General features: G+C 70.4%; 14 protein-coding genes and 2 tRNA genes. 6 read left to right on the forward strand and 10 right to left on the reverse strand.

Going from position 1 to position 20286, the window contains the following annotated elements:
* Nucleotides 1-94 precede the first annotated feature (94 nt).
* Entirely contained in the window at nucleotides 95-1282 is a 1188-nt protein-coding gene (locus JO379_RS11660) for a hypothetical protein (protein WP_209514862.1), read from the forward strand.
* On the opposite strand, the gene JO379_RS11665 is transcribed toward JO379_RS11660, so the two are convergent.
* Nucleotides 1248-3911 carry a valine--tRNA ligase gene (locus tag JO379_RS11665; RefSeq protein ID WP_130877730.1) on the reverse strand — a complete coding sequence of 888 codons (2664 nt, stop codon included), beginning with the start codon at nucleotides 3909-3911 and terminating at the stop codon, nucleotides 1248-1250. The genes JO379_RS11660 and JO379_RS11665 overlap by 35 nt on opposite strands.
* Before the next feature lie 145 nt (nucleotides 3912-4056).
* On the opposite strand from JO379_RS11665, the gene JO379_RS11670 reads away from it, so the two are divergent.
* The 3 genes from JO379_RS11670 (at nucleotide 4057) to JO379_RS11680 (ending at nucleotide 6664) form a co-directional block, all read left to right on the forward strand.
* On the forward strand, nucleotides 4057-4968 hold the full coding sequence (locus tag JO379_RS11670; protein WP_209514863.1) for a hypothetical protein: 912 nt from the start codon (nucleotides 4057-4059) through the stop codon (nucleotides 4966-4968).
* A 117-nt stretch (nucleotides 4969-5085) separates the two neighbouring features.
* A complete protein-coding gene (locus JO379_RS11675) occupies nucleotides 5086-6057 on the forward strand; it encodes a hypothetical protein (RefSeq protein ID WP_130877732.1) in 972 nt (323 codons plus the stop codon).
* A gap of 4 nt (nucleotides 6058-6061) precedes the next feature.
* Nucleotides 6062-6664, forward strand: coding sequence for a hypothetical protein (locus JO379_RS11680; protein ID WP_209514864.1), 603 nt, complete (start codon nucleotides 6062-6064; stop codon nucleotides 6662-6664).
* Nucleotides 6665-6735: 71 nt separating this feature from the next.
* Here JO379_RS11680 and clpX read toward each other — a convergent pair whose 3' ends face one another.
* The 5 genes from clpX to JO379_RS11705 all read right to left on the reverse strand — a co-directional run bounded on the left by clpX (nucleotide 6736) and on the right by JO379_RS11705 (nucleotide 11524).
* Complete coding sequence (clpX, locus tag JO379_RS11685) at nucleotides 6736-8022, reverse strand: ATP-dependent Clp protease ATP-binding subunit ClpX (RefSeq protein ID WP_130877734.1); 1287 nt, start codon at nucleotides 8020-8022, stop codon at nucleotides 6736-6738.
* A 152-nt stretch (nucleotides 8023-8174) separates the two neighbouring features.
* On the reverse strand, nucleotides 8175-8843 hold the full coding sequence (locus tag JO379_RS11690; RefSeq protein WP_130877735.1) for an ATP-dependent Clp protease proteolytic subunit: 669 nt from the start codon (nucleotides 8841-8843) through the stop codon (nucleotides 8175-8177).
* Between the two features lie 56 nt (nucleotides 8844-8899).
* Nucleotides 8900-9517 carry an ATP-dependent Clp protease proteolytic subunit gene (locus JO379_RS11695; RefSeq protein ID WP_370419281.1) on the reverse strand — a complete coding sequence of 206 codons (618 nt, stop codon included), beginning with the start codon at nucleotides 9515-9517 and terminating at the stop codon, nucleotides 8900-8902.
* Nucleotides 9518-9807: 290 nt separating this feature from the next.
* Nucleotides 9808-11190, reverse strand: a complete 1383-nt coding sequence (gene tig, locus JO379_RS11700; RefSeq protein WP_209514865.1) for a trigger factor — start codon at nucleotides 11188-11190, stop codon at nucleotides 9808-9810.
* Between the two features lie 257 nt (nucleotides 11191-11447).
* Nucleotides 11448-11524 (reverse strand) — tRNA-Pro (locus JO379_RS11705).
* A 288-nt stretch (nucleotides 11525-11812) separates the two neighbouring features.
* Here JO379_RS11705 and JO379_RS11710 point away from each other — a divergent pair.
* Nucleotides 11813-11886, forward strand: a tRNA-Gly gene (locus tag JO379_RS11710).
* A 79-nt stretch (nucleotides 11887-11965) separates the two neighbouring features.
* Here the strand turns inward: JO379_RS11710 and JO379_RS11715 are convergent.
* A complete protein-coding gene (locus tag JO379_RS11715; protein WP_242626030.1) occupies nucleotides 11966-12163 on the reverse strand; it encodes a hypothetical protein in 198 nt (65 codons plus the stop codon).
* Between the two features lie 258 nt (nucleotides 12164-12421).
* Between JO379_RS11715 and JO379_RS11720 the strand changes: the two genes are divergently transcribed.
* Nucleotides 12422-13573: an acyltransferase family protein gene (locus JO379_RS11720; RefSeq protein WP_209514866.1), complete on the forward strand. Its 1152-nt coding sequence runs from the start codon at nucleotides 12422-12424 to the stop codon at nucleotides 13571-13573.
* A gap of 103 nt (nucleotides 13574-13676) precedes the next feature.
* Here JO379_RS11720 and JO379_RS11725 read toward each other — a convergent pair whose 3' ends face one another.
* Genes JO379_RS11725 through JO379_RS11735 form a run of 3 tightly spaced genes read right to left on the reverse strand, consistent with a single transcriptional unit; the run spans nucleotide 13677 to nucleotide 20282 of the window.
* A complete protein-coding gene (locus JO379_RS11725; protein ID WP_209514867.1) occupies nucleotides 13677-15104 on the reverse strand; it encodes a DUF6177 family protein in 1428 nt (475 codons plus the stop codon).
* Between the two features lie 16 nt (nucleotides 15105-15120).
* Nucleotides 15121-19125: a type VII secretion protein EccCa gene (eccCa, locus tag JO379_RS11730; RefSeq protein ID WP_209514868.1), complete on the reverse strand. Its 4005-nt coding sequence runs from the start codon at nucleotides 19123-19125 to the stop codon at nucleotides 15121-15123.
* A complete protein-coding gene (locus JO379_RS11735; protein WP_245381443.1) occupies nucleotides 19122-20282 on the reverse strand; it encodes a MinD/ParA family ATP-binding protein in 1161 nt (386 codons plus the stop codon). The genes eccCa and JO379_RS11735 overlap by 4 nt, the downstream gene beginning before the upstream one ends.
* Between the last annotated feature and the right edge of the window lie 4 nt (nucleotides 20283-20286).

Raw genomic sequence — 20286 nt, forward strand, 5'->3', positions numbered from 1 at the left:
CCCGTAGCCATCTGACGGCCGGGGACTCATGCCCGGAGCCGTTCCGGGCGGCGGACACGGGAGCGTTGTGCGGATACCTGAAGTCAGCACAAGGATGCACCTGCTGCTGCTCACCGCGTGGACCGTCCTGTGGTTCGCGGTGGTGGAGCCGAACGGCGGGTTCTCCTGGCACTACCTGCGCACCGGCGGCGAGCTGATCTACCAGGGCTCGTCGGGCGACGGCACCGGCGGGCTCAATCTCTACGCCCACCACCCCGAGCTCCAGATGGGGCCTATCAGCTTCCTGGTGGCGGGCCTGTTCAACCCCTTCTCGGAGCACACGGGCCAGTTCCTGGCGGCGGCGTTCATGTCGCTGCTGGGCCTGGTGATCCTGGTGCTCGCCGGGCGCAGTGCCGCGACGTACTTCCTCGGCACCGGCACCAACCACCAGCGGCTGCGGCAGCGCGTCCTGATCGCGGGGCTCGCCTTCATCCCCATGTGGATCGAGGTTTCGGTCCGCTTCGGCCACCTCGACGACGTGCTCGCGCTGTTCTTCACCGCGCTGGCCGTGTGGTTCCTGACCCGGGGCAACGCCGCCGCCGGCGGCGCCTGTCTGGCGCTGGCCATGGACTCCAAGCCGACCGCGCTGGCGTTCCTGCCGCTGATCCTCACCCTGCCGAAGCAGCAGTGGCTGCGTGCGGGACTGTGGTGCGCGGGGTTGGTGGCGGTGGCCTGGCTGCCGTTCTTCCTCGCCGACCCGCAGTCCTTCGCCGCCGCGAAGTTCACGATCCCCAACAACCCGGCGTCCGCGCTGCGCTGGCTGGGGGCGAACGATCCGGAGACGCCCGACTGGGCCCGGCCGGCCCAGGCCGCGCTCGGTCTCACGCTCGGCGCGGTCGCGGTGTGGCGGGGCCGCTGGGCGGGGGTCGTGCTGCTGGGCGCGAACGCCCGGATCGTCCTCGACCCGAGCGTCTACACCTACTACACGGCGTCGGTGCTGCTCGGCACCCTGCTGTGGGACGTGTGCGGGCAACGGCGGCTGGTGCCGTGGTGGAGCTGGATCGCGCTGATCACGCTCTACGGCAGCGTGTTCGTCGTGCCCGACGAGTCGGCCAAGGGCCTCGTCCGGCTCGGCTTCGTGGCCGTGTCGACGGCGTACGTGCTGTTCTGGCCTATGCGCGACCGACGGAACCGGAACAGGCCCCTCGACCGGATGGAAGAGGGGCCTGTGGAAGGGCCGTGGGGTCCCATGTGGGACCCGGACCGGACTAGGCCGTGGGCAGGCCCGCCAGCTGCGCGGTGAGCCGCTCGATGTCGGCCTCGGCCGTCTCCAGCCGCTTACGGATCTTCTCCACGGCCACGTCGGCGGCCTTGGCGAGGAACGCCTCGTTGCCCAGCTTCGCCGTGCACTGCGCCTTGTCCTTCTCGGCCGCGGCCAGCGCCTTGGTCAGCCGCTTGCGCTCGGCCTCGACGTCGATGGTGCCCGAGAGGTCGAGGGCGACGGTGGCGCCGGCGACCGGCAGGGTCGCGGTGGCGTGGAAACCGTCCCCGGCGGGCTGGAGCCGCAGCAGCTGGCGGATGGCGCCCTCGTGGGCGGCGAGGGTCGTACCGCTCAGGTCGAGCTGCGCCGGGACCCGCTGACCGGGCTGGAGGCCCTGGTCGGAGCGGAAGCGGCGGACCTCGGTGATCACCTGCTGGAGGTTCTCGATCTCCCGCTCGGCGTCGGCGTCGCGGAAGCCGCCCGGGGCGTCCGCCCCAGGAACGAAGACAGCCTTCGGCCAGTCGGCGACGACGACCGACTCCTTGCCCGTGAGCGTCGTCCACAGCGTCTCGGTGACGAAGGGGACCACCGGGTGCAGCACGCGCAGCAGGACGTCGAGGACCTCGCCGAGGACGCGGCCGGAGACCTTCGCCTGCTCGCCGCCCGCCATGAACGTGGTCTTGGAGAGCTCGACGTACCAGTCGAAGACCTCGTCCCACGCGAAGTGGTAGAGCGCCTCGCTGAGCTTCGAGAACTGGAAGTCCTCGTAGTACGCGTCGACCTGAGCGACCGTCTTGTTCAGCCGCGACAGGATCCAGCGGTCGGTGGCCGACAGCTGCTCGACGGGCGGCAGGTCGCCCTCGACCGTGGCGCCGTTCATCAGCGCGAAGCGCGTGGCGTTCCAGATCTTGTTGGCGAAGTTGCGGGACGCCTGGACCCAGTCCTCGCCGATCGGGACGTCGGTGCCGGGGTTGGCGCCCTTGGCGAGGGTGAAGCGGACGGCGTCGGAGCCGTACTTGTCCATCCAGTCCAGCGGGTCGACGACGTTGCCGAAGGACTTCGACATCTTCTTGCCGCGCTCGTCGCGGACGAGACCGGTCAGCGAGATCGTCTTGAAGGGGACCTCGCCGTCCATCGCGTACAGGCCGAACATCATCATCCGGGCGACCCAGAAGAAGATGATGTCGTGGCCGGTGAGCAGGACGTCGGTCGAGTAGAACTTCTCGAGGTCCGGGGTGCGCTCCGGCCAGCCGAGGGTCGAGAAGGGCCACAGGCCGGAGGAGAACCAGGTGTCCAGGACGTCGGTGTCCTGGTGCCAGCCCTCGCCGACGGGCGGCTGCTCGTCGGGGCCGACACAGACGACCTCGCCGTCGGGGCCGTACCAGACGGGGATGCGGTGACCCCACCACAGCTGGCGCGAGATGCACCAGTCGTGCATGTTGTCGACCCAGTCGAAGTAGCGCTTCGACATGTCCTCGGGGTGGATCGCGACCCGGCCGTCGCGGACCGCGTCACCGGCGGCCTGCGCGAGCGGCTTGACGTTGACCCACCACTGCAGCGACAGGCGCGGCTCGACGGTGGTCTTGCAGCGCGAGCAGTGCCCGACGGAGTGCGTGTACGGGCGCTTCTCGGCGACGATGCGGCCCTGCGAGCGCAGCGCGCCGACGACCGCGGAGCGGGCCTCGAAGCGGTCCTGGCCGAGGAACGGGCCGTGGACGGTGATGACGCCGTGCTCGTCCATGACCGTCAGCGACGGCAGGCCGTGGCGCTGGCCGATCGCGAAGTCGTTCGGGTCGTGGGCCGGGGTCACCTTGACCGCGCCCGTACCGAACTCGGGGTCGACGTGCGTGTCGGCGACGACCGGGATGGTCCGGTCGGTCAGCGGCAGCTTGATCTGCTTGCCGACCAGGTGCCGGTAGCGCTCGTCGTCCGGGTGGACGGCGACGGCGGTGTCACCCAGCATCGTCTCGGCACGGGTGGTGGCGACGACCAGCGTCTCCTCGCCCTCGCCGTACAGGATGGAAACGAGCTCGCCCGCGTCCTCCTGGTACTCCACCTCGATGTCCGAGATGGCCGTCAGACAGCGCGGGCACCAGTTGATGATGCGCTCGGCGCGGTAGATCAGCTCGTCGTCGTAGAGCTTCTTGAAGATGGTCTGGACGGCCTTGGACAGGCCCTCGTCCATGGTGAAGCGCTCACGGGACCAGTCGACGCCGTCACCGAGCCGCCGCATCTGGCCCAGGATCTTGCCGCCGTACTCTTCCTTCCACTTCCACACGCGCGAGACGAACTCCTCGCGCCCCAGGTCGTGGCGGGACTTGCCCTCCTCGGCGAGCTGCTGCTCCACCTTGTTCTGGGTGGCGATGCCGGCGTGGTCCATGCCGGGCAGCCACAGCGCCTCGAAGCCCTGCATGCGCTTACGCCGGGTGAGGGCGTCCATCAGGGTGTGCTGGAAGGCGTGGCCCAGGTGCAGCGAGCCCGTGACGTTCGGCGGGGGGATGACGATGGTGTACGGCGGCTTCTCGCTCTTGGCGTCGGCGGTGAAGTAACCGCGCTCTACCCAGCGCTCGTACAGCTGCCCCTCTACCTCGGCCGGCGCGTACTGGGTCGGCAGTTCGGGGTTGCTGTTCGTCGGCCCGCGGTCGGGGCTCTGCTGAGTGTTCTCGGTCACGGGGAGATTCTACGGGGCCGCGCCGCCCGCTCACGAACCCGTTTACGCCCCGGGGCGGGGCGCGGCGGGGCGATCCGTAAGGATGTCGCGAACCGATCTTCCACAGCCGCATCCGTAGACACATCCGTAGACGCAGGGGACGACGATGACCCAGCACCAGCCCGGCCCGTACGGGACACCACCACAGCAGCCGGATCCGTACGGCCGGCCGGGGTACGGCTACGGCGAGCCGCCGTACCAGCCCCAGCAGCCGGGCGGCTGGGGTCCGGGCATGCCGCCCCCGTACCCGCCGCCGATACCTCCGCGGGGCGGCGGCAAGGGCAAGGCGGTCGTCCTCGCGGTCGGCGCGGTCGTCCTGGTCGGCGCGATCGTGGGCGGCATCGTCCTCCTCACGGGAAGCGGACGGGAGAAGAGCGACAAGGCGGACGGCCAGGCCTCGCCCACCGCCCCGGCGAGCCCCTCCCCCAGCGCTTCCGCGACCCCGGCTGGGAAGAGCTACAAGCTCATCGCGCCCGAGACGGTCGCGGGCGAGTACAAGAAGGACCTCAGCGAGTCCGGGGGCGGGTTCGGCTCGAAGGAGCTGGAGGATCTCAAGCTCCTGGGAATCACCAACCCGCGGAGCGTCACGGGCGCGTACAAGTCCGGTGAGGACAAACTCTCCCAGAAGCTGCTCCGGTTCACCGGCGCGTGGGGCGATGAGGTACGGAGCCCCGAGGTGATGGTGGACGGGTTGTTCCTGAGCGTGACCCGGGCGACCGTGAACGAGAAGAACCCCGACGCGAAGACCGAGTTCGAGGGCACGCCGCAGCGGATGTCGCCGGCCGGGCTCGGCGCCGACGCCGGCGCCGTGATGAAGTGCCAGATGAGCAAGTGGAGCAACGAGGGCGCGCGGACCATCAGGATGCCGCTGTGCATCTGGGCCGACAAGCACACGGTCGGCACCGTGTTCGCCATGGACGCGGCGCTGCTCGCGAGCGGCCAGGACCTCGGCCTGGAGGAGGCGGCAACCCGGACGGCGAGGCTCCGCCAGGACGTACGTGTCGAGACCGGCGGGTGAGGGCGGACGTCAACTGTTCCGAAACCGTTGCGGCCCCGCGGTAAAGCGTGGGTAAGTCATCGGGAAGGATGACGGGCATCTGACGCGAGAGTCCCCCCGCATTCGAAGAGAGACACGATGAGCTACCCCCAGCCGGGCCCTTACGGCCAGCAGCCGCCCCAGCAGCCCAACCCCTACGGCCAGGGCGGCGCCCCCGGACAGCCCGGCTACGGCTACCCCCAGCAGCCCCCCGCGGCCCCGTACGGCCAGCAGCCCCCCTACGGCCAGCCCCAGGCCCCCTACGGCGCCCCCCAGCAGCCGGGCCCCTACGGCCAGCAGCCGCCGTACGGCCAGCCGGGCGTCCCGGGCCAGTACCCGCCGCCGATGCCCCCGCAGGGCGGCGGCAAGGGCAAGACGGTCGGCATCGTGATCGGCGCGCTGGTCGTGGTGGGCGCGATCGTGGGCGGCGCGGTGTTCTTCATGGGCGGGAGCGGTGGGAGCGGGAGCGACGGGAAGGTGGCGCCGTACGAGGTCGTACTGCCGCAGACCCTGCTCGACGGGAAGTACACCAAGTCGTCGCTCGGCTCGGCCAAGGAGAAAGAGAACCTCGCCAACGACAAGGACGCCAAGGCGATGGGCATCGTCAACGGCACGGGCGTGAAGGGGGCCTACTCCAGCCCCGAGAAGCAGAACATGCGCGTGACGGCCGTTTACGGCGATGTCGCCGATCCGAACAAGTCGGTCGACGCGATGATCGCGAAGATCAAGGAGAACCAGGAGAAGGCCAAGGAGCGGTACAAGGGCAAGGCCAAGCTGGAAACCGTCTCCGAGGTCACCGAGTACCACCCCAGTGGCTTCGACGGCGCGGTGATGAAGTGCGAGGCCCAGAAGGCCAACGTGGACATGGGCACCATCCAGACCACCTCCGAGACCAGCTACTGCGTCTGGGGAGACAGCAGCGCGATCGGCATCATCGAGCACCAGGTCACCAAGGCCCAAGGCGGCATGACCGGCTCCAGCGGCGCCACCGGGCCGGTCATGACCCCCAAGGAGCTGTCCGAGGCCACGGCCAAGGTGCGCACGGACTCGCGCAAGGAACTCAAGAACTAGTCCGTTGACCGGGCGCCGGCTCCTGCTGCCCGCCGCGGCCGTCGCACTCGGCGTCGCGGCGGCCGTCGTCGCGGCCGTTCTGCTGCTGGTCCCGGGCGACGAAGGCCCGGGGGTCGCGCTCGTCACCCCGCCGACGCTGGTCGGCGGGGCGTACCGGCTCGACGCCGGGACGAAGGAACTGGAGAAGGAAGGGATCGGCGTCCAGGGTGGTATGCCCAAGGGCGCCGTTTCCGTACTGGGCCGCTACCAGCGGGTGTCCGACCACGCGGTGACGCTGTCGCTGTCGGGCGCGTACGGCGGTATCGGGGAGCCGGACGCCGTCCTGGACGGCATGTTCAAGGGCTTCGAGAGCGGCCCCGGGAAACCGTCCGTGGCGGGCGAGCGACGCACGTTCGTGCCCGAGGGCCCCGACGGTCCGGCCATCACCTGTGAGCTGGTGAAGATGTACGACCGCGCCTACGCCCCGGCCTGCGCGTGGGCGGAGACGTCGGACGTGATGCTGGTCATCGACTTCGATCCCGGACGCGTCTCGACGGACTCCGTGGACCTCGCGGCCTTCGCGAAGACCACGGCAGGCATCTACCGGGACGTACGCAAGCCTGCCTGAGGCAACGAAAGGGGGCGGCCCGGCCGGTTGGCCGGGCCGCCCCCTTTCACGTATGCGGAAAGCAGCGCGCGCTACGCGCTCTTCTCGTGTCGCTCGTCCTTGCCCACGATGCGCGGCTCGCGCGGCACCAGGGTGGGGTTGACGTTCGAGTGGACGACGTCTTCGGTGATGACGACGCGGGCCACGTCCTTGCGGGACGGGACCTCGTACATCACCGACATCAGGACCTCTTCCATGATGGCGCGCAGGCCTCGCGCGCCCGTGCCACGGAGGATGGCCTGGTCGGCGATGGCCTCGAGGGCCGGGCGGTCGAAGTCGAGCTCCACGCCGTCGAGTTCGAACAGGCGCTGGTACTGCTTCACCAGGGCGTTGCGCGGCTCGACGAGGATCTGGAGGAGCGCCTCGCGGTCCAGGTTGTGGACGGAGGTGATGACCGGGAGGCGGCCGATGAATTCGGGGATCATCCCGAACTTCACCAGGTCCTCCGGCATGACCTCCTGGAACTGGTCGCTGGCCTCGATCTCGCGCTTGGAGCGGATCGTGGCGCCGAAGCCGATGCCCTTGGCGCCGGCCCGCGACTCGATGATCTTTTCCAGGCCGGAGAAGGCGCCGCCCACGATGAACAGGACGTTCGTCGTGTCGATCTGGATGAATTCCTGGTGCGGGTGCTTACGGCCGCCCTGCGGCGGGACGGAGGCCGTCGTGCCTTCCAGGATCTTCAGCAGGGCCTGCTGGACGCCCTCGCCGGAGACGTCTCGTGTGATCGACGGATTTTCGCTCTTTCGGGCGACCTTGTCGATCTCATCGATGTAGATGATGCCGGTCTCGGCCTTCTTGACGTCGTAGTCGGCGGCCTGGATCAGCTTCAGCAGGATGTTCTCGACGTCCTCGCCCACATAGCCCGCCTCCGTCAGCGCGGTCGCGTCGGCGATGGCGAACGGGACGTTGAGCATCCGGGCGAGCGTCTGCGCGAGCAGGGTCTTGCCGGAGCCCGTGGGGCCGAGCAGCAGGATGTTGGACTTCGCCAACTCGATGCCGTCGTCGCGGTTTCCGGCGTTCTCGCCGGCCTGCACGCGCTTGTAGTGGTTGTAGACCGCGACGGAGAGGGCCTTCTTGGCGGCCTCCTGGCCCACTACATAGCCTTCGAGGAACTCGTAGATCTCGCGGGGCTTGGGGAGCTCCTCCCAGCGCACCTCGGAGGTCTCCGCGAGCTCTTCCTCGATGATCTCGTTGCAGAGGTCGATGCACTCGTCGCAGATGTACACACCAGGACCCGCGATGAGCTTCTTCACCTGCTTCTGGCTCTTGCCGCAGAACGAGCACTTGAGCAGGTCGCCGCCGTCACCGATGCGTGCCACGAGGTGCTTCCCCTTCGCCTGGGATCCGCCTTGCTCTGCGAACCCGGGTGCTTGCCTATCGACGGTACCTTGCCGGGCCCCCTGTGCGGGCCCCCCTTGGACCTACTCGGTCCAAGGGGGTTGCCACCCGACAACGGTGCCCGGACCGGAACTCAGACCGAAACAGACGTCTTACGCGTCGAAACGATCTGGTCGACCAGACCGTACGCGAGCGCGTCCTCGGCAGTGAGGATCTTGTCGCGCTCGATGTCGTCACGGATCTTCTCGATCGGCGTGCTGGAGTGCTTCGCCAGCATCTCCTCGAGCTGCGTACGCATGCGCATGATCTCGTTCGCCGCGATCTCCAGGTCGGAGAGCTGCTCACGGCCCGTCTGGCTGGACGGCTGGTGGATCAGGACGCGCGCGTTCGGCAGTGCCATCCGCTTGCCGGGGGTACCGGCGGCCAGCAGGATCGCGGCCGCGGAGGCGGCCTGGCCCATGCAGACGGTCTGGATGTCGGGCTTCACGAACTGCATCGTGTCGTAGATCGCGGTCAGCGCGGTGAACGAGCCGCCCGGCGAGTTGATGTAGATCGAGATGTCACGGTCGGGGTCCATCGACTCCAGGCACAGCAGCTGCGCCATGACGTCGTTGGCGGAGGCGTCGTCGACCTGGACGCCCAGGAAGATCACGCGCTCCTCGAAGAGCTTCGCGTACGGGTCGTACTCACGGACGCCCTGGGAGGTGCGCTCCACGAAGCGCGGCACGACGTAGCGGGCTTCGGCCTGCGGGCCGGTGTAGAGGCCGCTGCCGGGGAAGTTGTTCATGCGGGTGTTCACCATCCTGATGGCGATCGGTGGGCTGGGATTCGGCTTCGAGGCGGTGCTGCCGGGGGGTATCAGGCCCCGGTGCCGCCGCCGCCCGGAACGCCGGAGGCGTAGGTGATGATCTCGTCGATGATCCCGTACTCCTTGGCCTCCTCCGCGGTGAACCAACGGTCACGGTCACCGTCGCGGATGATCGTCTCCACCGTCTGGCCGGTGTGCTCCGCGGTGATCTGCGCCATGCGCTTCTTCGTGCGGAGCAGCTGCTCGGCCTGGATCTTGATGTCCGAGGCGGTGCCGCCGAGGCCCGCGGAGCCCTGGTGCATGAGGATGTCCGAGTTCGGCAGCGCGAAGCGCTTGCCCGGGGTGCCCGCGGTCAGCAGGAACTGCCCCATGGAGGCCGCGAGGCCCATCGCGATCGTGACCACGTCGTTCTTGATGTAACGCATGGTGTCGTAGATCGCGAAGCCGGCGGTCACCGAGCCACCGGGCGAGTTGATGTAAAGGAAGATGTCCTTGTCCGGCTCCGCGGCCAGCAGCAGCAACTGCGCACAGATCTTGTTCGCGATCTCGTCGTCGACCTGCTGGCCGAGGAAGATGATCCGCTCCCCGAGCAGCCGGTTGTAGACCTGGTCGCCGAGGCCACCACCGAAGGCAATCTCACCGGCGGCGGAAGGCATCAGATTCGTCACGTATCCACCTGCTCGTCTCTGACGGCAACGGGCCGTCTCCGCGTCTTCTACCTGAGGTCGGGGATGGTGCGGCCAGTCCTGCCCGGCCCGCTCCCACGTCTCCCCTGCCCTCGTATCTACGGACCCTAACGCGCTGTCCGGCGGGCGCCATCCCGCATCAGGAACTGTTCGCTCTGAGCGCAGGTTCCAGGGGCCCTGACAGGCCCCGGAGACCACGGACGGGCCCGTACGTGCGAAACACGTACGGGCCCGTCCGTAAGGGGTTCTGCGGGCTGCGCAGAGGCCTGGGATCAGGCCTCGGTCTTCTCCTCGGCGGCCTCGGCCGTCTCGGTGGCGGCCTCGACCGTCTCGGCGGTCTCGTCCTCGTCGTCCAGGTCGACGACCTCGCCGTTGGTGTCCTTGACCGTGGCGGCCTCGACGACGGTCGCGAGGGCCTTGCCGCGGGCGACCTCACCGACGAGCATCGGCACCTGGCCACCCTCGACGACGGCCTGGGCGAACTGGTCGGGGCTCATGCCGGAGGACTGCGCACGGCGCATGAGGTGCTCGGTGAGCTCCTCCTGGCCGACCGACAGCTTCTCCTTGTTGACGATCTCGTCGAGGACGAACTGGGTCTTGATGCCCTTCTCGGCCTGCTCCTTGAGCTCGGCGTCGAAGTCCTCGGCGGACTTGCCCTGGATCTCCAGGTACTTCGCCAGGTCCAGGCCCATCTGACCCAGCTGGTGGTGCTCCAGGTTGTGCTTGCGGGTGTTGACCTCGTCCTCGAGAAGCTTCTCGGGCATCGGGACCTCGACGAGCTTCAGCAGCTCCTCGAGCACCTTCTCCTGGGCCTGGGTGGCCTGGTCGTACTTCTTCATCCGGCCGAGACGCTTGACGCTGTCCGCGCGCAGCTCCTCGAGCGTGTCGAACTCGCTCGCCAGCTGGGCGAAGTCGTCGTCCAGCTCGGGCAGTTCACGGGCCTTGACGGCGGTGACGACGACCGTGACCTCGGCCTCCTTGCCCTCGGCGCTGCCGCCCTTGAGCTCGGAGGTGAAGGTGGCGGTGCCGCCGGCCTCGAGGCCGGTCACGGCCTCGTCGATGCCGTCCAGGAGCTGGCCGGAACCGATGGTGTAGTCGACGCCGGTGGCGACGCCGTCCTCCAGCACCTCGCCGTCGACCTTGGCCTCCAGGTCGACGGTGACGATGTCGCCCTCGGCGGCGGCGCGCTCGACCGGGGAGGTGGTGGCGAAGCGGTCACGGAGCTGCTCGAGCGACTTCTCGACGTCCTCGTCCGACACCTCGACGGCGTCGACGGTGACCTCGATGCCGGAGTAGTCCGGGATCTCGAGGGCCGGGCGGATGTCCACCTCGGCGGTGAAGGCCAGCAGCTCGCCGTCCTTCAGCTCCGTGATGTCCACCTCGGGCTGGCCCAGCGGGTTCAGGTCGGCCTCGTTGACCGCCTCGGTGTAGAACTTCGGCAGCGCGTCGTTGACGGCCTCCTCCAGCACCGCACCACGGCCGAACCGCTGGTCGATGACGCGGGCCGGGATCTTGCCCTGACGGAAGCCCTTCACCGTGACCTGCTGGTTGATCTTCTTGTACGCCGCGTCGAGGCTGGCCTTGAGCTCCTCGAAGGGCACCTCGACAGTGAGCCGAACCCGAGTCGGGTTCAGGGTCTCCACGGCGCTCTTCACGGTTCGGTCTCCTTGGGGCTGACTGCTGGGTTTCCGCTGAGGTTCAGCGCTCCGCGCCCGGCAGAGAGACACACAGGCGCGCAGCTTGCATAGTAACCGCAAGCAGGTTGAGCCCCACAATGTGATCTTGGCCGTGCGGCGCGTACAGACGAGCGGGACGGGCCGGAAAACCTCTGGACGCTCCGGAAAACACCGGAAAACGTCCGGAAACGGCGGGCGATCTCAAAAAACCGGGAAACCCGGAAAACATGTCGTGCTGGTCGGGGTGGCCGGATTCGAACCGACGACCTTCCGCTCCCAAAGCGGACGCGCTACCAAGCTGCGCCACACCCCGTCGGTGCGACACGTAGGGTACATGCCCGAAGGCCCCTTGGTGCACGCGATTTCCGCGCAGGTCATCCCGGTGGGTCCAGGGGGACGACGGGGACGGATGGTGATCGACCGGTGATCGACCGGCGACCGCCCCGACGGCGGCCGGCCGACGGCCGTCGGCGAGTCGTTCCGGACAACCGGCGCGGGGGTCCGACGCCGTCGATCAGCGGCGTGGAGGGCCACAACACCTCGCCGCTCACCCCTGATACGATGACCGCGTTCTTCGCCGCACAGGCGGAGCACCGACCCGGCGGGCGTAGCTCAATGGTAGAGCCCCAGTCTTCCAAACTGGCTACGCGGGTTCGATTCCCGTCGCCCGCTCCAGCGCACGCCCTCGGCCCCGGCCGGGGGCGTTTCGCATGCCCGTCGGGCCGCCCGCCGGCACGGCCCGGTGTGCCCGCGGTCAGAACTTGATGTTGTTGATCGTCTCGGCGATCGAGTTGAGGAACCGCTGGATCGGCTCCGCCATGCTCGTGTTCTTGAGGAAGAAACCGAAGAGTATGGCGACGATCGCCGGGCCGGCCTTGATGTTGCCCGCGCGGTACATCACCACCAGGATGATCGCCAGAAGTAACACCACAGACAGTGAAACAGTGGTCACAACTGATCACCCCTCGGTCGGAATCCCTTGGCCGCCCCCCGGAGGACATGGTGCCCCCCGGACCCCGCTCGGCAACCATCGTGCCATCAACTCGCCCGCCAGTGGGGCGCCGTGACGATTCGCCAACGGAATCACAACGGGGTCACCGAGGAGGCTTTTGCGGCGGTTTACCGAAGATCGCGGAGGTAAGCCATGGGCCGTGTGCGTACGTACGGGCAAGGTTTTACGCGTTCCGCTTCCGCCGCTAGGGTGCCTCGAATGTCCCCCACCGCCACGCCTCCCGCGCGCCCCGTGGCCTCCGCTTCCGCCGCCTCCGGGCCGGGTGCGGCGCCGGTACCGCCGCCCGCCCCGGCCCCCGCCCCGCAGCGTGACCCCTTCTTCGACAACGCGAAGTACCTGGCGATCGTCCTGGTCGCCCTGGGGCACGCCTGGGAGCCGCTCACCCACGGCGGCCGGGCGGCGACGGCGCTGTACATGACGGTGTACGCGTTCCACATGCCGGCCTTCATCCTGATCTCCGGCTACTTCTCCCGTGGCTTCGACATGAGCCCCGCCAAGCTCAAGCGGCTGCTCACGGGCGTCGTCGTGCCGTACCTGATCTTCGAGGTCGCGTACACGTACTTTCAGCACTGGGCGGAGGACGACGCGCCCGACGAGGCGATCTCGCTGCTCAATCCCTGGTACCTGAACTGGTTCCTGGCCGCGCTGTTCGTCTGGCGGCTGACCACCCCGATCTGGAAACTGATCCGCTGGCCGGTGCCGGTCGCCTTCGTCATCGCGATCCTCGCCGAGCTCTCCCCCGAGGTCGGCACCGACTTCGATCTCCAACGGGTGATGCAGTTCCTGCCGTTCTTCGTGATCGGGCTGCACATGAAGCCCGAACACTTCCACCTCGTGCGCAAGCGCTGGGTGCGGATCGCCGCGGTGCCGGTCTTCGCGGCCGCCGTCGCGGTCGCCTACTGGCTCGCGCCGACCATGGACACCGCGTGGTTCTACCACAACGACAGCGTCCAGGAACTCGACGCACCGCTGTGGGCCGCGCCCGTGATGCAGCTCGCGCTCTTCGCCTGCGCGGCCGTACTGATCGCCTGCTTCTTCGCCTGGGTGCCGGGGCGGACGGTGTGGTTCACGGCGCTCGGCGCGGGGACCCTGTACGGGTATCTGCTGCACGGCTTCCTGATCAAGCTGTCGCGCTGGTGGGAGTGGTACGACGCCTACGCGTGGATCCGGCAGCCGGTGGGCGAGGTCGTCGTGACACTGCTCGCGATCGCGATGATGACCGCGCTGTGCAGCAAGCCGGTGCGGAGGGTTTTCCGCTTCGCGATGGAGCCGAAGATGGAGTGGGCCTTCGTCAAGGACACCGCCTCCGGGAAGGCTTCCGGGAAGGCTTCCGCGACGCGGGGTCGTTGAGCGGGCGCCCTGCGGGCGCGTCCTCAATCGCCGGACGGGCTGCAAGTGCAGCCCGTCCGGCGATTGAGGACACCGCCGCGCAGCGGTGGTGCAGGCGACGGACCTAGAGCGGCGGCGCCCCGCGCAGATGGCGGACGAGCTGCTCGAGGGCGGTCCAGCTCTCCGCGGACTCGCCGTCGCCGAGCGGGTAGTAGTAGCCCGGCCGGGCGCTCGGGCCCAGCTGCACCGGGCGGTCCTTCAGCGGCGTCCTGCTCGCGATGTCGCGCCCCGCCTCCCGGACCTCCGCGGGGCCCAGGACGAAGGCGTACGGCAGCGGCGGGCGCTCGAAGCGGGGCGGGGCGCTCAGGTCCCGGCGCGCCTCGCGCAGCTGGCACATCATGGTCTTCAGCCCGTGCCGGGTCACCAGCTCGCCGGCCAGCTCCGGCAGCGCCTCCAGGGGCAGCTGCTCATCGGGGCCGTAGCCCAGGGTGAGCGTGACGTCCTCCTCCACACCCTCCGAGGTGCGGATCACGCGGAGAGTGGCGACGGCCGGCCGCTCCGGGGTGCCGACGACCACCGTCCAGGTGGGCTGGGGCGCGCGCCCGTACGCCAGCTCGGTCAGCTGCCGCCGCGACCAGATCAGACCGGCCGGCTCCGACGTCCCCCAGCCGGCCGGGGGGCCGCCGGTCAGCGCCTGCCAGGCGGCTTCCAGCGCGCCGCCGAGCACGAGGTCCGCCTCGGGCTGGTGCAGGGTGCGGAAGGAGACGATGAGCTGACGCTCGCCGGTGGCCTGGACCTCGGTGAAGGCGTCCGCCACCGGGCTCTCGCCGCTCTCGTCCCGGTCCGGGGAGAAGGCACCGTCCTGCCAGCGCAGTACCGCGCCGGTCAGCCCGTCGTAGTAGCCGCACCGCTCGTCCTGCACCACCCAGCGCGAGGGCGTGGACTGCACCAGCATGCGGGTGGGCAGGGACAGGCGGCAGTGCGGCGGGGTGACGATCTGCAGGGACCGGTCGCTCTCCACGGTGGCCCGCAGTGCCTCGGAGAGCCAGCTCGTCATCGGGACGACCGGGCGGTCCTGGAGGACGACGGCGGCCTCGTCGGTGAGCATGTCGACGGCCGGCTGGGCGGCGGCGGGGACCGGGACGGCCGTGATGCCCGAGACGTCGACCGGGCGGGCCGCGCCGGCGGTGCCGGGGGCGTCCGGCGGCCAGACCCGGCCGCCCAGCAGCATCGTCAGCCGGGCCGCGAAGGCCCCCGCGAGCTGCTCGGCCTGGGGGACGCCCGTGGTGGCGCGGGCCTCGATCCACCACGCCGGGCCGTCACCGGACGGCTCGGCTCCGGGGCCCAGCAGCCGGGCCGCCTCGCCCGGCACCTGGAGCATCAGCGGCGCCTCGATCGAGACGAGCGGCCGGCCCTCGGCGTCGCACAGCTGGACCACGGCTCCCTCGCCGGTGGTCCCGACCAGCAGGTCCGGGCCGCCGGCGAGCAGGCCCGCCAGGACGCTCAGCGCGTCCGGCATGCGCTCGGTGAGCGCGATCACATCCTTGGTCATGCGGTGTTCCCCCTGGTCATGCGCGGTCGGCTGTCGTCTCGGTGTCGCCGTCCGCGACGGCGAGCGCCGTCTGGATCAGCCGGGTCGTCTCGCCCCGGCGCACGAGCGTGCCGCGCCCGGGCGGCTGGGCGCTCGCGTAGACGCCGGGGAAGAGCTGGCCCTCCTGCCGGTCGCCGGTCATGACGACCGCCGTCGTGCCGCTCTCCCGGAGCGTCATCAGGAACGGCTCGTACAGCGCCCGCGAGGCTCCCGCCACCCTGCGGGTGACGACGAAGTGCAGGCCGATGTCCTGTGCGGAGGGGATGAACGGCATGAACGGCGCGAGCGGTTGCTGGCCGCCGGTGGTGAGGATGTCGTAGTCGTCGATGAGGATGACGATGCGCGGACCCGAGTACCAGGTGCCGGACGCGAGGGCGTCCTGGGCGGCGAGGTCGTCGGGCATGCGCTTCTCGAGCTCGGTGGCGATGCCGGCGGCCAGCGCGCCGCACAGCCGGGAGTTGTGGGCGTAGCCGCCGCGGTACTCCTCGGGCACCAGCTTGCGCAGGCCGCGGCGCGGGTCCATGACGGCGAAGACGATCTCCTCGTCGGAGTAGCGCTCCATGAGCCCCTGGGTGATCAGGCGCAGCAGATTGGTCTTCCCGCACTCGCTGTCGCCCAGGATCATCAGGTGCTGGTCGCGCTTGAACAGATCGAGCAGGACGGGCGCGAGGGCCGTCTGGTCCAGGCCGAGGGGCACCCGGTTGGGCTCGGCCGTCACGGACGGCAGGGAGGCGGCGGGGATGCGGGTGGGCAGCACCCTGACCCGCTGGGCGCCGTCGCCGGACCAGGACGAATGGATCACCATGGCCGCCTGTTCGACGGCCGGGCCCAGGTCGGAGGCCGAGGCGAGGGAGTCGATGCGGGGCAGCGCCGTCTGGGCGAAGAGCTTGCCGTCGGTCAGGACGCGGCCCTTCTCGTCCGGGGCCAGGGTCTCGGCGAGCTTGCGGTCGATGCTGGAGTCGCCGGGGTCGTTCAGCCGCAGCTCGACGCGGGTGCCGAACAGGGACTGGGTGGCGATGCGGACGTCGTTCCAGCGCAGCATGCCCGCGACGACGTGGATGCCGTAGCCGCCGCCGCGCTTGAGCAGGTCGGTGACCGTCTCCTCGATCTCGTCGAAGTCGTCGCGCAGGGCGCCGAAGCCGTCGATGAGGAGCACGATCTCGGTCGAGGACAGCTCGGGGAGCCGGCCCTCGGCGCGCAGTTCGCGCAGCCGCTCGACGGAGTCGATGCCGTGCTCGCGGAAGAGTTCCTCGCGGGCGGCGAGCATGCCGCGGACCTCTTCGACCGTGCGGACGGCGCGTTCGCGGTCGGCGCGGCCGGCGATGCCGCCGACGTGCGGGAGCCCGGAGAGGGCGGCGAGGCCGCCGCCGATGAGGTCGAGTCCGTAGATGCCGACCTCACGCGGCGTGTGCGTCATGGCGAGGGACAGGGCCAGGGTGCGCAGCAGGGTGGTCTTGCCGGACTGGGGGCCGCCGATGACGGCGGCGTGGCCGCCGGCGACGGTGAGGTCGAGGACCCACTGCCCCTGCCACTGCTTGGCCGGGTCGTCGAGGAGACCGATCGGCACCTTGAGCGGGCCGGGCCGGACGGCCAGCTGCATGCCGCGCTCGCCGGCCCGGAGCGGGCCCGCCGAGGTGTCCAGGGCGATGGCCCGGGGCAGCGGCGGCAGCCAGATGCCGCGGGTGGGCCGGGCGGCGTCGCTGAGCTGGTCGACGACGACGGACATGACGGTGGGGCCGGGGTTGCGGTGGCGCATGGCCGGCTGGCTGTCGCCGGGGGCCGCCTCGGGCTCGCCGAGGGTGTTGAAGTCCGGGTAGGGGTGGACGACCGGTCCGTCGTCCTCGACGTCCCGGGCGACCGGGCCGTGGTAGGGGCCGGAGACGAAGCTCGCCTTGAACCGCTCGTAGGCGCTGGTGTCGACCTTGAGGTAGCCGAAGCCGGGGATGGGCGGCAGGTGGAAGGCGTCGGTGGTGTCCAGCACCGTGCGGGACTCGTCGGCGGAGAAGGTGCGCAGGCCGAGCCGGTAGGAGAGGTAGGTGTCCAGGCCCTTGAGCTTGCCGCCCTCGATGCGCTGGCTGGAGAGCAGCAGGTGCACGCCGATGGAGCGGCCGATGCGGCCGATGGACAGGAACAGGTCGATGAAGTCGGGTTTGGCGGTGAGGAGTTCGCCGAACTCGTCGATGACGACGAAGAGGTGCGGCAGCGGCTCCAGGTCGGGCCGGGTCTCGCGCAGGGCGGCGTAGTGGCCGATGTCGGCGATGTTCCCGGCGTCCTTGAGGACCTGCTGGCGGCGCTGTACCTCGCCGGCGAGGGAGGAGTGGACGCGCTCGACGAGCCCGGCCTGGTTCTCCAGGTTGGTGATGACGCCGGCGACGTGCGGCAGGTCGGCGAACGGCGCGAAGGTGGCACCGCCCTTGTAGTCGACGAGGACCATGGCGAGGTCCTCGGGCGGGTGGGTGGCGACCAGGGCCAGTACCAGGGTGCGCAGCAGCTCGCTCTTGCCGGAGCCGGTGGCGCCGACGCACAGGCCGTGCGGACCCATGCCGAGTTCGGAGGATTCCTTGAGGTCGAGCAGCACGGGCTGGCGGGAGTCGCTGATGCCGATGGGTACGCGCAGGAAGGCGCGTTCGCCGCGGGGCCGCCACAGTTCCCGGACGTCCAGGGCGGCGGGGTCCTCGACGCCGAGCATCTCGGCGAAGTCGACGGGGCCGGAGAGCGGGGCGTCGACGAGGGATTCGGGGGACAGCCGCAGCGGGGACAGCAGGCGGGCGAGGCCCTCGGCGCCGGGGGCCGTGGCCCGGTCGGCGGTGCCGTGGGAGGTGACGGGCTCGGCGGGGCGCAGGTCCTCGATGTGGACCTGGTCGCCGTCGACGGTGATGCGCAGGGAGACCTGGCCGGGCTCCTGCACCCGCTCGGCCACCAGGTGCAGCACGGTGACGCCCATGTCCCGCAGCGTCACGGCGTCGTCGGGGCGGGGCAGTTCGTGCGCGTCCTCGCCGTACTCGTCGCTGACGACCAGCAGCCGGCCGGTCATCTCCAGGGCGTCCTTGCCGGAGAGGCCGCGGCGCACCTCGGCGGCGTAGGAGGCGCGGGCGCGCAGGTCCCGGTTCATGAGCCGGGCGAGCTGGGCGAGCGCGGGGGCGATGCGGCGGGCGCTGACGGGTCCGTCGTGCTCGTCGGGGTCGAGGGTGTGGGGCAGCCACTTGACCCAGGACCAGTCGGTCATGCGGTCGCCGGGGCAGGCGAGGGCGATGGCGACGTCGTCGGGGGCGTGGGTGACGGCGGTCTGGGTGAGCAGGGCGCGTACGACGCGCAGGACGCCCTCGCGGTCGCCGACGACGCTGACGTTGCCGACGCGGTCGAGGGGGACGGTCAGGGGTAGGTCGGTGGCCGTGGAGAATCGATTCTTCAGCGCCCCGGCCTCGTTGAGCATGAACCGGTCGGGCGGGGTGAGGACGCTGCTGCCCTGCTCGCCGATGTCCAGGGGGCGTACGGGCATCCGGCCGGTGCCCACGCGCACGCGCAGGAAGTCGCTGTCGCGGCGGCGGCGCTCCCACAGCCGGGCGGGGTCGCGCACGAGGTCGTAGAGCGCCTCGGGCGGCGGGTCGAGGACCCGGGCCTTCTCGCGGCGCTCGCGCTCCTCGGCGCCCAGCTCCTCGCGGAGCTCCTCCAGGTACTCCAGATAGCGCTCGCGCTGCTGGCGCCGGGTGCGCTGGGCCTTGCCGCGCTGGGACAGCAGCATGCCGACCGAGCCGATGACGGTGACGAGGAGCACGATCGCGCCCAGCCCGGCGAACTGGCTGTTGCGCACCATCGTCATCATTACGACGGAGCTCATCACGCCGGCGATGGGCATGAGGGTGTGCATGGCGCCGCCGGTCTTGCCCTCGGGCAGATTGGGCGGCGGCTCGATGGTGCGCGCCTCGGGGGTGGGCAGCGGCCGGGTGGTGCGGGCGGGGCGGTGGACTATGCGGGTGCTCATCGGTTGCTTCGCCTGCTCATGGCTCGGGTGAGGACTTCGGCGGCGAGCTCGGTGACGGCCTCGCGCGTGACCTGGCCGAGCAGGTCGGTACGGATCGGGCCGCCGGTCGCGAGGTGCCGGTCGTAGGGGAGCATCAGGACCTTCACGCCGTCGAGCTGGAGGTGCTCGCGCGCCGCGGTCACATCAAGCGTCAAATGCGGGGACGTGGCGGCGACGACCACCACGGTTCCCTCCAGCATCTTGGGTCGCGGCAACGAGGCCATCCAGTCCAGCACCGAGCGGGTGCTGGTGATGCCCTCGACGGTGGCGGGGGTGACCAGCACCCGTGCCTGCGCCGCCGCCAGGGCGGTGCGGGACAGTTCGCTGGGGAGGCTGTCGCAGTCGACGACGGTGATGCCGAAGTAGCGGCGCAGCGCGACCATCACCGAGCGGTAGTCGGCCAGTTCCAGCCGGTGTCCCACCCGGCCCTGGCTGCCGGGCAGCAGCCAGCCCCGGTCGGGCAGCTGGACGAGGTAGCCGACGACGTCGGTGAGTTGCATCGACGGGTCGATGAGCTGCGCGACGTCGCTCGTCGTCCAGCGCACCTTGGTGACGCCGAGCCTGGCCGGGAGGGTGCCCAGCGCCGGGTCGGCCTCCAGCATCAGCACGGGGTCCTGGCGGTAGTGCGCGTAGGTGCGGCCGAGCAGCGCGGCGACGGTGGTCTTGCCCGCGCCGCCGCGGATGCTGGTGACGATGATCTGCCGGCCGGTGGTGAGGGGCTGCTGCAGCGCCTGCGCGACACGGGTCGCCTCCTCCACCTCGCGGGTGGCCGAGGAGCCGACGAGCCGGCGCAGCGAGCGGGAGGTCCGCTTGGCGGCGGTGTCCCCGCTGAGCGGCTTGCCCTTGACCAGCTCCTCGGGGAGCGGGAGCTCCATGGTGACGGGCGTGGGCAGGGGCCGGGGGGCGGGCGCCGGGCGGGGGTCGACGACGGCCCGGCCGGGCGCCTCGGCCCGGCCGGGCGCCTCCGCCTGCGAGGGCGCGCCGGCCTGTGCGGGCGCGTCGGCGGATGCGGCCGGGGGCCGGCCGGCCCGCTCCCCGGGCCGGTCCGGTTCGCCGGGATCGTTGCTGAGGTTGCGCAGGTTGCGCAGTACGTCGCCCTGCCAGTCGTCCTGGGACATGCGG

The organism is Streptomyces syringium, from assembly GCF_017876625.1.
Taxonomy (GTDB): domain Bacteria; phylum Actinomycetota; class Actinomycetes; order Streptomycetales; family Streptomycetaceae; genus Streptomyces; species Streptomyces syringius.